This is a genomic window from Myceligenerans xiligouense (assembly GCF_003814695.1).
Classification (GTDB): Bacteria; Actinomycetota; Actinomycetes; order Actinomycetales; family Cellulomonadaceae; genus Myceligenerans; species Myceligenerans xiligouense.
Genome location: NZ_RKQZ01000001.1, coordinates 102,030 through 116,706, shown reverse-complemented (window position 1 = coordinate 116,706; position 14,677 = coordinate 102,030). Strand labels below are relative to the sequence as shown.

Below are 14,677 nucleotides of genomic sequence, written 5' to 3'. Positions count from 1 at the left end.
CGGCTCACACGGCATCACCCGGCTCAGTCGGCGAGCCCCAGGACCTGGAGGATCCAGGCGTGCTCGAACGCGATCTGCTCCCACGCCGCGTAGCGCCCCGAGACACCACCGTGGCCCGCCTGCATCTCGATCTTGAGCAGAGCGGGCGCGCCCGCCGCACGGAGGCGCGCGACCCACTTCGCCGGCTCGACGTACATCACCCGGGTGTCGTTGAACGACGTGGTGGCCAGGATCTGCGGGTAGTGCGAGGCGTCGTCGGGGATGTTCTCGTACGGGCTGTACGCCTTCATGTAGCCGTACACGGCGGCGTCGTGCAGCGGGTCGCCCCACTCGTCCCACTCCGTGACCGTCAGCGGCAGGGACGGGTCGAGCATGGACGTCAGCGCGTCCACGAACGGCACGCCGGCAAGCACGCCGCCGAACGCGTCGGGCGCGAGGTTCAGGGCCGCGCCGACGAGCAGGCCGCCGGCGGAGCCGCCGTCCGCCACCGTCCGTCCCGGCGTGGTCCAGCCCGCGGCGGCGAGGTGCCGCGCGCACGCCACGAAGTCGGTGAAGGTGTTGCGCTTGTGGCCGAGCTTGCCGCCGTCGTACCAGTGCCGGCCCATCTCGCCACCACCGCGGACGTGCGCGATCGCGAACACCACGCCCCGTTCGAGCAGCGAGAGGCGCGGGATCGAGAAGTACGGGTCGAGCGACATCTCGTAGGCGCCGTAGCCGTAGAGCAGCACGGGAGCGGGGGCGGCGGGCAGGCCGTCGTCCCCGAGCGCCACGCGGTCCTTGCGCCAGACCAGTGAGATCGGGACGCGCGTGCCGTCCTCGGCGACGGCCCACTCACGGCGCTGCGCGTACTCGTCCGCGTCGAAGCCGCCGAGCACGGGCGTCTGCTTGAGGAGCGTGCGCTCACCGGTGGCCACGTCGTAGTCGTAGACGGCCGACGGCGTCACGAACGAGGTGTACCCGACCAGCAGGTTCGGCTGCTCCCAGACCCCGACGCCGGCGCCCACGGACTCCAGCTCCTGCCCGAAGGTGATCTCCTCGAAGCGCCAGGCGGTCCCGGCCGGCCCGACCGCCGGCCTGCCGGACTCCATGAGCTGCGGCCTGATCTCCGGCGCCGGCGACTGATCCGCCGAGGCAACGGGCGGGCGGACCGCCCCACCCGGCGTGTCGAGCCGCAGGATCCCGCTGCGCCCGATCGCGCCGCGCCGGTAGTACAGGACCAGGTAGCGCTCGGAGGCGGAGATGCCCTCCAGCCGAACCTCCGGGTCGTGCGGCACGACGACGTCGCCCCACCCGGCCGCGCCCTCGGGCCCGGGCACGTCCGCGACCGTGAGCTCGAAGTTCTCCGCGTTCGCGTTGTGCAGGATCAGGAACACGTCGCGGCCGGCGCCCCCGCCGGTCGAGCCGGCCGCCGGCAGGACCGCGTGCTCCACCGAGTACTCCACGCCCTCGGCCCGGGGCCGAACGCAGCGGAACTCGCCGGTGGGGTGGTCGGCCTCGAGGATCCAGCACTCGCTGGTCACCTTGGAGGCGAGCTCGATCATCAGGTACTTCTTGGAGCGGGACACTCCCGCGCCCATCCAGTACCGCTCGTCGGGCTCGTCGAACACCATCACGTCGTCGTCCCGCGACGTCCCGATGCGGTGCCGCCAGAGGCGGTGCGGGCGCCACGCCTCGTCCACGGTCTGGTAGAAGACGTGGACGCCGTCGGGCGCGAAGAACGCCCCCGGGGCGGTGCCGATCACCTCGTCGTCCAGGTCGGTGCCCGTGGCCAGGTCGCGGATGCGCAGCGTGTAGCGCTCGTCGCCCGCCGTGTCGACGGCATAGAGGAGGAGGCCGCCGTCGTCGGACACGTCGAACGTGCCCAGCGAGAAGAAGTCGTGGCCGTCGGCCTCGACGTTCTGGTCGAGCAGCAACTGCTCGCCGGGCACGGGCTCGCCCGGCTCCAGGACCCGCGGCTTCCAGTCGTCCGGATCGCTGACCTCGTACCGCGCGTGGATCGGGTACTGCTTTCCCTCCTCGGTGCGGGAGTAGTACCACCAGTTCCCGTCGCGCGACGGGAGCGAGAGGTCCGTCTCCTGCGTGCGGGACTTGATCTCGTCGAAGATGGACTGGCGCAGCGGCGCGAGGTGCTCGAGGCGTGCCGTCGTGTAGGAGTTCTCCGCCTCGAGGTGCGCGACGACCTCCGGGTCCTCCTTCACGCGCAGCCACTCGTACTCGTCGGTGAACGTGTCACCGTGATGGGTGCGGGCGGTGGGTCGGCGGGCCGCGGCGGGCGGCATGACGGTCTGATCCACCGCATCAGCCTAATGTCGCCGCGGCGTGCACGACGAAGAATCCACAGGTTCCGCTCCCCCGAACCGGGCCGAAATCGGTTTACCCGGTCGCGGCGCCGATCACCTCGACGAACCGGTCGACGTCGTCCTCCGTGGTGTCCCACGCGCACATCCACCGGGCCTCGACCCGGTCCGGGGTCTCGCCGTGGGCCCAGTCGTAGAAGCGGAACCGTTGGCGCGCCACGTCCGCCGCCCGCCGCGGCAGCGTCGCGAAGACGACGTTCGCCTCCGTGGGATGGGTGACGCGCACGACGTCTCCGGGCAGGGCGCGCTCGATGCCCGCCCGCAGGCGCGTCGCCATGGCGTTCGCGTGCCGCGCGTTGCGCAACCAGAGAGGGTCGGCGTCCGACGGCGTCGCCGCGGTCCGGGCGGCCTGCCCGCCCGGCGTATCCTGCAGGCGCGATGCCGCCGCACTGCCCGGCTCGCCCAGGAGCGCGAGGAGCTGCGCCGACACGAACCGCGCCTTCGAGGCAAGCTGCATCGTCTGCTTGCGCAGGTACGGGATCGACTCGGCGAGCCCGGCGTCGGCTCCGCCGTCCAGCACCACCACGGCCTCGCCGATCATCCCGCCGTTCTTCGCCACGCCGAGCGAGAGGATGTCCACCCCGGCGTCCGTGGTGAGCTCCCGCAGTCCCGTCCCCAGGGACGCCGCCGCGTTGGCGAGCCGCGATCCGTCCACGTGCACGAGCATCCCGAGGTCGTGGGCGGTGGCCGCCAGCGACCTCAGCTCGTCGAGCGGGTAGACGGTGCCGAGCTCCGTGGCCTGCGTCAGGGAGAGCACGGCAGGCTGTGCGCGGTGCGGGTTGCCGAGATCGCCCGCCCAGGCACGCACGGCCTCGGTGGTGATGCGGCCGTGGGTGGACGGGCAGACGAGGAGCTTGAGCCCGCCGACCCGTTCCGGTGCGCCGTTCTCGTCGGTGTTCGCGTGTGCGACGTCGCTCAGCACCGCTCCGCCCCAGCGCGGCGCCGCCGCCATCAAGCTGATCACGTTGGCGCCCGTGCCGATCAGCACCGGGAACGCGGCGGCCTTCGAGCCGAAGATCTCGCGGGTCCGCGCCTGGAGGCGTTCCGTGGTGGCGTCGTCCCCGTAGGGGACGTCCGGCCCGTCGTTCGCGGCCACGACGGCGGCCATGACCTCGGGGTGGACGGGAGCGTAGTTGTCGGAGGCGAAGTGCTGCACACCGTCATTATCGGCCGGCCTTCTGCAGCTGGCCGCCGTTCGGCCCGCCGGAACCAAGAAGAGCGGGTACTCGTTGGGTGGATAGCTACTCTAGCTACCGACGAAAGGGATGAGATGGGCTTCCTCGACCGACTCCTCGGCCGTGAGCCGAAGGACCCCTACCAGCAGTACGGGCCGTACGGCTCGCAGGGAGGCCAGGCTCCGACGGCCGCACCGCAGTACGGAGCGCAGCCGGCGACCTTCCCCGGACAGGGCGCCGCGCCGCCCGCCCAGCAGGCCGAGAGCCGCACCCCGGACGACATCGCCATCGACCGCTACAAGTACATGCTGCGCACGGCGCCGCCGGACGCCGTCGAGCAGGCGCACGCGGAGGCGTTCGAGAAGCTCACGCCGGAGCAGCGCCAGAAGGTCCTCGCCGAACTGAACTCGAGTGTGCCCCCGCACGAGCAGGCGACCTCCGACGACCCGCGGGAGCTCGCCCGCACGGCGACCCGGGCCGAGATGCGCGAGCCCGGCACGCTGCAGCGCAGCTTCGGCGGGCCCTCGTTCGGCTCGATGCTCGGTGCGAGCCTGCTCGGCACGATCGGTGGCATGGTCATCGGCTCCGCCGTCGCGAACGCGCTGTTCGGCCCGACCTTCGGCGACCCGACCCAGGAGCACGCGGCAGACGCGGAGGCCGAAGGGGCCGAGACCGAGGAGGCCGGCGAGGAAGGTGCCGTCGGCGAGGACGCCGGTGCCGAGGACCCGGGCCTTGCCGGTGCCGACGCGGGTGACGCCGGCGATCCGGGCGTTGTCGAGGCGTCAGGCATGGACGCCGGGGCCGAGGCGGCCGGCGGCGACGGCGGGGGCTTCTTCGGCGACATGTTCGGCGGTGGCGGCGACGACGGCGGTGGCTTCGACTTCGGCGGAGACTTCTGACCCCGAACTGCCATCCGCCCCGGGACTCCTGGCACCTCGCCGGAACACCCGCCCGGGCGCCGACCGGAAAGGGCCCGACCCCCAAGGGGGTCGGGCCCTTCGTGGTTTCGGGCCGGAGCCCGGCTCAGATCACGCGGGGCGGATGTTCTCCGCCTGCAGGCCCTTGGGGCCCTGCTTCACGTCGAACTCCACGCGCTGGTTCTCCTCCAGCGTGCGGTAGCCGTTGGTCTGAATCGCGCTGTAGTGGGCGAAGACGTCGCTGCCACCCTCCTCGGGGGCGATGAAGCCGAAGCCCTTCTCAGCGTTGAACCACTTGACGGTTCCGAATGCCATGCTTGCTCCTTGCAAGAGGTGACGACCCCGGCCTTCGGGATCGCGGTCAATCACGGTGTCGTCGTCATCTCTTGGAAGAACGATCGCACTGCAACGGCACCAAGCCTACACACGGATCTGCCACTCGGCCTGTGATATGTGCGGGCGGTGCAGTGAACGTTCCGGGAGAAAACCAGTCACGCCGAGGTCACATCACCGTAACGATCCGACTGGCGGAGGCGCTCGTCACACTCGCGTGACACAGCATGACTACGTTCGACGGCACGACGGGGCAAGGTGCCGCGTCATGCAGATCTACTCCCGTTTGAAGGGAATGAGCATGAATCGACGTTCCACGGCCGCACGCGGGCTTGCGCTCGCCGCGGTTCTCAGCCTTGGCCTCACGGCCTGCTCGACAACCTCGGGCGAAGGCTCCGATGAGCCCTTGAAGGTGGGCACCATCCTGCCTATCACCGGCACCCTCGCGTTCCTCGGGCCGCCCGAGGTCGCCGGCGTGGGCCTGGCGATCGACGACATCAACGAGGCCGGTGGTGTGCTGGGCAACGATGTCGAACTGGTCCCGGGCGACTCGGGTGACACGACCGACTTCTCGGTTGCGGACTCCACTGCAACCGACCTGATCAGCCAAGACGTGTCGGTCGTGATCGGCGCGGCATCGTCGGCAGTGTCCCTTCGCGTCGTCGACAAGTTCGCCGAGCAGGAGATCATGGAGATCTCCCCTGCGAACACTGCGGCCAACCTCTCCGGCTACAGCGACTTCTACGCACGGACTGCTCCGCCGGACACCGTGCAGGGTGCAGCGCTCGGCAACCTCGTCCTGGATGACGGTCACCAGACCGTCGGCTTCCTGGTCCAGAACGAGGACTACGGCACCGGTCTGCGTGACAACGTGCAGAAGACGCTCGAGGAGGGTGGCGCCGAGATCGTCTACGGCGGCACCGGCGAGGGCCAGGAGTTCCAGCCCGGCGAGACGAACTTCGCCTCCCAGGTGACCGACCTGCTCGCGCAGGAGCCCGACGCGATCAACATCATCGCTTTCGAGGAGACCAAGGCGATCGTGGCCGAGCTGCTGGCCCAGGGCTGGGAGTTCGACGGCACCACCTACTTCTGCGACGGCAACACCGCCTCCTACGAGGGCGAGTTCGACGAGGGCACGCTCAGCGGTGTGGTCGGCACCATCCCGGGTGCGCAGGCCGAGGAGGACTTCCAGCAGCGCCTCTCGGACTACTACGAGGAGACCGAGGGCTCACCGCTCGAGGACTACTCCTACGGTCCCGAGTCCTACGACGCCACGATCCTGGCCGCGCTCGCAGCGGTCCGCGGCGAGGGCACCAACGGTGCGACCATCTCGGAGAACATCAAAGCGGTCTCCGGTGCCGAGGAGGGCAGTGTCGAGGTGACCTCCTTCGAGGAGGGCGTCGAGGCGCTCGAGAACGGTGACGAGATCCGCTACGTCGGCGTCTCGGGCATCGGCCCGCTGAACGAGGAGAACGACCCGTCGTCCGCGTTCATCGGCGTGTACGAGTACCAGGAGGACAACACGATCGAGTGGACCAACGCGGTCGAGGGTTCGATTGGATGACCTGACCTGATGTGATGACGCGGGACATCGTTCATAGATGTTCCGCGTCATCCTTCATATCGGGAGTCCGGCCAGCGGCCGGGCTCCCGTTCGTTGTTTCGGCAGTAGCTGTGGTCGGAGTCGATGGTGTTGGTCGCCAGGGTGCAACCTAGGGCCTGTCCTGCGAATAGTCAGGTCACGGAGCCGGTAGTTGGGTGTTGGACGTGGTGAGCTGACGGATACGGCCTGGGCGCGGATCGAGCCGTTACCCCGCTCGATGCCGACCGGGTGACGCGCAGGATGCCGGGTCGCTGGTCACCGATCCGACCGGTGGCCCGTTGCGGGCTCGGTTGGCCAAGGCCTGCGCCGAGCACGTCGCGCCGGGATCGGCGACGTACTGCCTCTACGACGTCACGACGCTACGCTTCGAGGCCCAGAAGGTGACGGTTTCCGCGAGCCCGGGTTCTCCAAGGAACGCAGGCTGGAGCCGCAGATCACCGTTGGGCTCCTGACCGACCAGGCGGGGTTCCCGCTAATGGTCCGCGCGTTCGAGGGCAACCGTGCCGAGACCACGACCATGGTCCCGGTGCTGCAGGCGTTCATGACCGCCCACCAGCTGACGGGCATCGTGATCGTCGCCGACGCGGGCATGATCTCCGAGACGAACTGGCGCGCGATCGAAGTCCTGGACTGCTCCTTCGTCCTGGGAGCGCGGATGAACGAGGTCCCCTACGTCGTGAGCAAGTGGCGCAAGGACCACCCCGGCGAGCACATCCCCGACGGGCACGTGTTCACCCAGCCCCGGCCCGCCAGCCCGCCGGACAAACGCCGTGACCACACGTACTACTACGCGCATTCCGCCGCCCGCGCCAGGCGCACTCTGCACGGCATCGACGAGCAGGTCCGCAAAGCCAAGAACGCCGTCGCCGGGAAGACCGCAATCAAGCGCGACCGGTTCGTCAAGCTCACCGGCGCGACCAAGACCGTCAACAGGGCATTAAAGAACAAGGCGCGGGCGCTGGCCGGGATCAAGGCCTACGTCACCAACCTCGACGACCCCACCCCTGAACACGTCATCGCGACCTCCCCCGCGCTGCTCAACGTCGAGAAGTCCTTTCGCATGGCCAAGTCCGACCCAGCAGCCAGGCCCGTGTTCCATCACGTCTGCCACTCGATCGAGGCGCACCTGACGATCGTGTTCGCGGCCCTGGCCGTCAGCAGATGGATCGAGAGCACCACGGGCTGGTCCATCCGCAAGCTCGTCAAGACCGCCCGCCGCTACCGCAAAGTCACCATCACCGCCGGCGAGCGGACAATCACCGCCGCCGACCCCCTACCCGACGACCTACAGACCGCCGTCGACCTCATCCACCGCACGCACTAAATGAGCCAAGTCGGGCAACACGGACATGACTAATCTGATGCAGATCCATCAAGGCCGTCTGACAACGGCTACATCGTCCTTCTCCACAAAGGCGTCAATCGCCGCCTGGATCCTCTCTATTTCTTGCCGTACATCGTTGAGTTCTGACCTGTTCTCTGTGATCAATCGACGTTGAGCATCTTCAACCTTCTCATAGTAGATTTGATCAAACTCTGTGAGGCCGCGACACCCAACGTCCTGAACCGCGATCGCCACCTCTTCCTCCGACGGTTCTACCGGTGCCGCGTTGTTCAGCTCTTGGCTGAGGTACCTGCTGGCGAAGTCATCGGGCAGGCCATCGATCTCAAGTCCCGGAAATGCGTCAACCATGCAGGTACGCCACCGCCCTGACGCAGCCTGAACATTCGGGTCGGACGAAGCGATCTCCCTGCTTTCGGCGTCCAGAGCGAGGATCACGTTTCCCGGTCCTGCAAGGTCCGGGACAACGTCGATAGAACGCGAACTGCAGTTGTCGAACTGCGCAGTGTATGAAGCGCCGGCCCTCTCGAACATGACCTCCCGTTCCTCGACGACCCTCGGATCGGGAGAGTCTCGGTAGCCATATCGTTTCGCAGTAGACTCCGTCAAAATTCGATATCCCAGTTCGCTCCGCGTCTCGGTGGTTCCGCCACGTACAAGGTCGAGCTTCTCCACCGGGTAGCCCAAGCCCGCATCCTCCATGCATTTTCTTACCGCGCTGTCGATCGCCGCACCATACAGTTTCATATCGACGAATTCCCCCTCGAGCGGAAGATCCCATGCCGGATGCCGTGCACTTACTTGGCCACCCCGAGTGGCACTGCCACTCGAAGACAGCCCATCATCAGAGCCATTTACGGCCGTGGTTGGAGTGCATGCCGCCAGGGAGACGCAACATATGAACACGCACAGAATTCTGGCAATCCGCATAGAAGCACCACATCAGATCGAGACTCGATCACACAGGGAAATCTGAGCAGGTTCAAGAATCAAATATTCCACCCCGCTGGAGATGTTATCAACAACGGGGTGGAATCCTGATCCTGTAGTTTTGCTAGCAGACGAACTTCGCAGAACTCACCGAGTGCGACCAATTGTAGATTCCGTCATAGAAGTCCAGCGTCTTATAACCCCCACCGCGAGGGATCAAGAGGTTCCTGCCTGTGTAGTTGGTGTCCATGTAGATCCTGGCGTTACACGAACGCCCGTAGTTGTAAACGGACTTCACCTTGTTGTCAAGGGCACCGATCGACGGCACACCGAACTCGAAGCGGTAAACGCCCCCAGCCGTCTTATAGTCCTCGGAACCGTAGAGGCAGGTCAGCCCGGGTGAGCAGTTGGACGGCACCGCCTGTGCGGGCACCGCACCTCCAGCGGTGATGCCCGCTACAAGCAGTGCTGCAACGCCGAAGCGGAGAGCGGTCTGTCGCACACCTGCGCTATTCATCTTCATACACATATATGTACCGGGTTGTCGGTTTTGTGTCAATGCTTGGATGATGGTGTGACGCGTCGCACAACTGCTGATAGATCTAAGGCATGTTCCTCCTGGAGCCGGGCCGTCCCGAGACTCTCGTGCACTCCGCAAGCGACCTGGTCGTGGCCGGCGAGTGCGAGTTCCGGCTGCTCCGGCGGCTCGACGAGGTGCTCGGGCGGGTTCCGCGGCGACCCCGCGACGAGGACGAGATGCTCGCGCGCACCGCCGCCCTCGGGGACGCGCACGAGCGCCGCGTGCTCACCTCCTACCAGGCACGTTTCGGCGTGACGGCCCTGGAGGGGGACGACGGCGCGGCGGCGGGCGGGGTGTACAGCGTCCCCTCCGCACGGCGCATGTCCTACGACGAGCTCACCGCCGCGCACGAGCGCACACTCGCCGCGATGGAGCACGGGGCCGACGTCGTCTTCCAGGCGTCCTTCTTCGACGGCCGCTTCCACGGACGGGCGGACTTCCTGGTCCGCGACCGGGCGCGAGATGCGTGGCCGGGGCCCGCCGGGCACGAGGATCGCGGCGCACGTGCGGCGGGGCCGGCTCCCGCCCGGGACGGGACGGCCGCCCCGCGCTACGCCGTCCACGACACCAAGCTGGCTCGGCGCGCGAAGGTGCGTGCCCTGCTCCAGCTCGCCGCGTACGCCGACCAGCTCCTCGAGGCCCGGATCGACCCGACCGACCAGATCCACCTGATCCTCGGGGACCGGACCGAGACCCATCACGATCTCGGCGACGTGCTGCCCGTGTTCCGGCGGCGGCGCGAGCGCCTGCTGCGGATCCTGGCCGAGCACGTCTCCGACGACGCCCCGGTGGCCTGGGGCGACGATCGATGGCTGGCCTGCGGCCGCCTGGGCGCGTGCCAGGACTGCGCCGAGGCCGCCACCGCGCGCCGCGACGTCCTGCTGGTCAAGGGCGTGTACGAGCGGCAGCGAGCCCGGCTGGCGGAAGGAGGCGTGACCACCATCGATCTCCTGGCCACCGCGGTCGCTGCCCCGGACGGCATGCCGGCGGCGCGGTTCGAGGCGCTGCGGGACCAGGCCCGTTTACAGCTCGGCCTGGACGAGGGGCACGGCTCGGTCGCGCTGGACGACGGCCCTGCCGGGCCTGGCGGGCGGCTGCGCTGGAAGATCGTGGACCCTCAGCCGATCGACTCCCTGCCGGCACCGTCGCCGGGTGACATCTTCTTCGATTTCGAGGGCGACCCGCTGTGGGAGGAGGTCCGGGCCTCGGGCGAGCGCGCGGCGACGGGACTGGACTACCTGTTCGGCTGGGTGGAACGGCCGACGACGCCGGACGCGAGACCACCGTTCACGGGCCTGTGGGCGGACGACCTGACCGCCGAGCGCGATGCGCTCGTCCGGTTCGTGGATCACGTGAACGCCCGCCGGGCCGTGTCTCCCGGGATGCACGTGTATCACTACGCGCCGTACGAGAGGACCCACCTGCTGTCCATCGCCGCACGGCACGGCACCTACGAGGAGCAGGTCGACGACCTGCTGCGGGACGGCGTGCTGGTGGACCTCTACGCGGTGGTGCGGTCGGCGGTGCGGACCAGCGACCGGTCGCTGTCGATCAAGAGGCTCGAGCCGCTCTACATGCTCCACGATCCCGCGCGCGAGGGGGTGAAGGACGCCGCCTCGTCGGTGATCGAGTACGCGGAGTACACGCAGGCCGTGGTGGAGGGACGGATGGACGACGCCGGTGTCCTGCGCCGGCGGATCCTGGAGTACAACGAGTACGACTGCCGGTCGACACTACGTCTGCTCGAGTGGTTGCGGTGGGCCCGGAAGGAGGCCTTCGGCGGTGGGTCCCGTGGGCCGGCCGTGGACGGGGCCGGTCCGGGTCAGAAGGCGGGCCCGGTCGGAGCCGGTGCCGGGCCGGCCTCTCGCCCGGGGGCGCGGCAGGAGTCCCGGGAGCGGTGGGGGGCGCTGGCGCGGGAGATCCGGGAGGTGGTCGGGGAGAGCGCCGAACGGCGAAGCAGCGGGGAGCAGGCGCTGGCACTGCTCGGCGCCGCCGTCGAGTACTACGTGCGGGAGGACAAGCCGTTCTGGCAGGAGCACTTCGGGCGGCTGGAGCTGCCGGTCGACGAGTGGCCCGGCAAGGGGTCGGCGTTTCGCGTGGAACGAGGGCGGGTCTCCCGGGAGTGGGAGACCGCGCCGGGGAAGCGGACGCTCTCGCGGGACGTCGAGCTCGCGGGCCGGATGCTCGATGCGTCCCGGGTGGGCGACTCAGACCTGGTGGCGGGCACGGCGGTGGAGGTTCTCTACGACCAGCCGGTTCCACCCGTCGTGCGGAGCCTGCCGGATCGCGCGGTACGGGGATCGCACTCCGGGGGCAAGATCCTCGAGGTGCGGTCGAGCGCGGACGCCGCGGTGGACACCGACGTCGTCGTCCTCCGGGAGCGGCTGCGGCGGGACACCGACGGGCACGAGCAGCTGCCGGTCGCCCTGACGCCCGGAGCCGGGCCGGGGCACGGGCCGCAGGAGGAGGCGATCGAGGAGATGGCCGCCACCGCCCTGCGCTCGTGGCGCGAGGGGCGCGGACTGCCCTCCGGTCCCGCGGCGGACATCCTGGAACGGCGCCCACCCCGCCTGGTGAGCCACGGCAAGCTGCCGAAGGCCCACGATCACGGCGACACGGTGACGACGGTGGAGCGCGTCCTGCGAGATCTCGACGACTCCAGCCTCGCCGTGCAGGGGCCACCCGGGACCGGCAAGACCCGCCTCGGATCGCAGGTCGTGGCGCGGCTGGTCGCCGACGGGTGGCGGGTCGGCGTGGTGTCGCAGTCCCACGCGGCCGTCGAGAACATGCTGCACGCGGCCGTGGACGGGGCCGGGGTCCCGGCCGCCGTCGTGGCCAAGAAGAGGCAGGAATCCGCGGTGCCGCGCGGACGCGGCCTGACTCCAGGAGCGGGCACCGGCGCGCCGGACAGCCCGCTCGCGCCACCCTGGCAGGAGCTGAGCGCGGACGCGCTCGCGGACTTCGCCTCACGGCAGCCCGGAGGCTGCGTGGTGGGCGGGACGGCGTGGGACTTCGCCCACCGGCGCTGGCCCGCCGCGGGGCTCGACCTGCTCGTGATCGAGGAGGCAGGGCAGTTCTCCCTGGCCGACGCCGTCGCCGTCGTGCGGTCCGCCCGGCGTGTCCTCCTGCTCGGTGATCCGCAGCAGCTCCCCCAGGTGACGCAGGGCAGGCATCCTGAGCCCGTGGACTCGTCGGTGATCGGCTGGCTCGCGGGCGCGGAAGCGGTGCTGCCCGACGAGCTCGGCTACTTCCTGGACACGTCGTGGCGCATGCATCCGGCGCTGTGCCGCAAGGTCTCGGACCTCGCCTACTCGGGAAAGCTCGACGCGCACCCGGTCGCCGCGAGGCGCTCCCTCGCCGGCGTCGCACCGGGAGTGCATCACGTTCCCGTGCCGCACGAGGGAAACCGGCTCTCCTCACCCGAGGAGGCTGCCGAGGTCGTCCGCCAGGTGCAGGCCGTGATGGGGCGCGAGTGGTCCGACCCCTCCCTCCGGCAGGGCGAGAGGCCGGTCACCGAGGAGACGTCCCGGCCGGGATCGCGGCGGCACGCCGGGGAGGTGCGCCCTCTCGGCCAGGAGGACGTCGTGGTGGTGGCCGCCTACAACGCGCAGGTGCACGTCGTGCGGCGCGCCCTCGCCGAGGCCGGACTGGACCGCGTGCCCGTCGGGACCGTCGACCTGTTCCAGGGGCGCGAGGCGCCGGTGGTGATCCTGACGCTCGCGGCGTCGTCGCCGCATGACGTCTCGCGCGGCATGGGATTCCTGCTGTCCCGCAACCGCCTGAACGTGGCGGTCTCCCGGGCACAGTGGCGGGCGGTCGTGGTGCGCTCCCCGCGCCTGACCGACTACCTTCCTGGCGACCTGGAGGCGAACGGCCTCCGCCACCTTCTCGACCTCGGGGCCTTCCTCCGCCTCACCTCCGGCTGACCCGAGGGCGCGGCCGTGCGGTGAACGCGGCAGGGTACCGCACCGGTCCCGCGGTAGGGCAAAATGTCCGATCGTGGGGCCGCTCTCCTGGCTTTTTCGATGCCCGATGCTCCATAGTGGCCCCGCCCCCACGTTGAAGGAGAAACCATGGCCGTGCGCTTCAACCCGCCCCCGGGTTGGCAAGTGCCCCCGGGATTCCGACCCGACGCCAGCTGGGTGCCCGACCCGTCCTGGCCCCCGGCCCCACCCGGCTGGGAGTACTGGATCCGCGAGCCGAACCCCGCACCACCGGCGCCACCCGCCCCGGCAGCCCCTGCCGGGCCGCCCGCCGCGCCGTCGGGCACCGGCAACCCGCCGTCGGCCGGCCAGGACTCCACGCGGATCATCGCGCCGGCCGAACGGGCCCCGCACGCCTCTCCCGTCGACGAGCTGACCGTCCGCCGGGTGCCCGACGACGCCGCGGGCACGCGCGCACCCGACGAGCCGACCGTCTCCCTGCCCGCCGAGGGCCCCGGGCCGGGCCGGCCGGGGACCGACGAGACGATGGTCCACCCGGTGCCGGTCGGCGACGGCCCCGCACCGCGCGAGGACACCAGCACGATGGCGCTCCAGGCCGTGCCTGGCACCGGCGCGCCGGCACCCCTCACGCCGGGCCCGCCCGGGCCACCGCCCGGCCAGGCGCCTCCCGGTTCCCCTCTGCCCCCCGGAATGCCCGGCGGCCCGGGCTTCGGGGGCTACGGCGCACCCCCGGGCCCGGGCGCTCCGGGCCCAGGGGGACCCGGCGGCCCTGGCATGCTGCCGCCCGAGGGGCAGGCACCGAAGAGTTCCGTGGCCGCGATGGGCCAGAACCTGCTCGGCTCGATCAAGAGCCTCGGCACCAGGTCACGCGCGCACGAGCCCGCGCCGGTGCCCCCCGGCCCGGCCACGCCGATGCCTCCCGGTGCCGGTGTGCACGGCCCCGGCGGACGCCCGCCCGCGGGGCGTCCCGGCGGCACGCCGGGAGGTGCCAAGCCGCCCGGCACCCCGCTCCTGATCGGTGTGGGGATCGCGGGTGCGGCCCTCGGCGTGATCATCGGCGTCGTCGTCACCGCCGGCCTGCAGGCCGACGCCAATCAGGCGATCACGAACGCCGAGCAGATCCAGGCCGAGGTCGCGGCCGAGCGCGAGCAGCTCGACCAGGACCTCGCGCAGCTCAAGGAGCAGCGCAACGAGGTCGCGAAGCGGGAACAGGAGCTCAGCAAGCGCGAGACGGAGCTCACCAAGAACGAGCGCGAGCTGAACGAGCAGCGGGAACAGCAGCAGCAGGAGCAGCAGGAGAACGAAGAGGAGTGGGAGGAGGAGAACAACGGCAACGGGAACGACGGTTTCCAGTTCTTCTTCACCTGTGACGACGTGCGCGCGGCGGGCCGCGCGCCGCTCCCCGACTCCGACCCGAGCTACCGCTGGGATCTCGACCGGAACGGCAACGGCCTGGCCTGCGAGGACGGCGAGTAGCCGAGCGAGAAGGATGAACG

The 14,677-nt window shown here is 69.9% G+C and carries 10 protein-coding genes; 5 read left to right on the top strand and 5 right to left on the bottom strand.

Translation table 11 applies throughout. The features are described from left to right. Positions 1–23: 23 nt before the first annotated feature. Positions 24–2,279: a S9 family peptidase gene (locus tag EDD34_RS00480; protein WP_123816224.1), complete on the bottom strand. Its 2,256-nt coding sequence runs from the start codon at positions 2,277–2,279 to the stop codon at positions 24–26. Positions 2,280–2,373: 94 nt separating this feature from the next. After that, positions 2,374–3,513, bottom strand: a complete 1,140-nt coding sequence (locus tag EDD34_RS00475) for a threonine aldolase family protein (protein WP_123812837.1) — start codon at positions 3,511–3,513, stop codon at positions 2,374–2,376. A 114-nt stretch (positions 3,514–3,627) separates the two neighbouring features. Here EDD34_RS00475 and EDD34_RS00470 point away from each other — a divergent pair, with 114 nt between their 5' ends. Next, positions 3,628–4,431, top strand: coding sequence for a hypothetical protein (locus tag EDD34_RS00470; RefSeq protein WP_123812836.1), 804 nt, complete (start codon positions 3,628–3,630; stop codon positions 4,429–4,431). 129 nt (positions 4,432–4,560) lie between these two features. Here the strand turns inward: EDD34_RS00470 and EDD34_RS00465 are convergent, their stop codons facing one another. Continuing rightward, on the bottom strand, positions 4,561–4,764 hold the full coding sequence (locus EDD34_RS00465; protein ID WP_123812835.1) for a cold-shock protein: 204 nt from the start codon (positions 4,762–4,764) through the stop codon (positions 4,561–4,563). Between the two features lie 319 nt (positions 4,765–5,083). On the opposite strand from EDD34_RS00465, the gene EDD34_RS00460 reads away from it, so the two are divergent. Next, positions 5,084–6,346 carry an ABC transporter substrate-binding protein gene (locus EDD34_RS00460; protein ID WP_123812834.1) on the top strand — a complete coding sequence of 421 codons (1,263 nt, stop codon included), beginning with the start codon at positions 5,084–5,086 and terminating at the stop codon, positions 6,344–6,346. A 340-nt stretch (positions 6,347–6,686) separates the two neighbouring features. Next, on the top strand, positions 6,687–7,709 hold the full coding sequence (locus EDD34_RS00455; protein ID WP_211341656.1) for an IS1634 family transposase: 1,023 nt from the start codon (positions 6,687–6,689) through the stop codon (positions 7,707–7,709). Positions 7,710–7,757: 48 nt separating this feature from the next. Here EDD34_RS00455 and EDD34_RS00450 read toward each other — a convergent pair whose 3' ends face one another. Both EDD34_RS00450 and EDD34_RS00445 read right to left on the bottom strand, forming a co-directional pair. Then, complete coding sequence (locus tag EDD34_RS00450) at positions 7,758–8,474, bottom strand: hypothetical protein (RefSeq protein WP_123812833.1); 717 nt, start codon at positions 8,472–8,474, stop codon at positions 7,758–7,760. Positions 8,475–8,781: 307 nt separating this feature from the next. Further along, positions 8,782–9,180, bottom strand: coding sequence for a peptidase inhibitor family I36 protein (locus EDD34_RS00445; protein ID WP_170176917.1), 399 nt, complete (start codon positions 9,178–9,180; stop codon positions 8,782–8,784). 86 nt (positions 9,181–9,266) lie between these two features. Between EDD34_RS00445 and EDD34_RS00440 the strand changes: the two genes are divergently transcribed. Both EDD34_RS00440 and EDD34_RS21340 read left to right on the top strand, forming a co-directional pair. After that, positions 9,267–13,163 carry a TM0106 family RecB-like putative nuclease gene (locus tag EDD34_RS00440; RefSeq protein WP_123812831.1) on the top strand — a complete coding sequence of 1,299 codons (3,897 nt, stop codon included), beginning with the start codon at positions 9,267–9,269 and terminating at the stop codon, positions 13,161–13,163. A gap of 147 nt (positions 13,164–13,310) precedes the next feature. Beyond that, positions 13,311–14,657, top strand: a complete 1,347-nt coding sequence (locus tag EDD34_RS21340) for an excalibur calcium-binding domain-containing protein (RefSeq protein WP_123812830.1) — start codon at positions 13,311–13,313, stop codon at positions 14,655–14,657. The last annotated feature ends 20 nt before the right edge of the window (positions 14,658–14,677 follow it).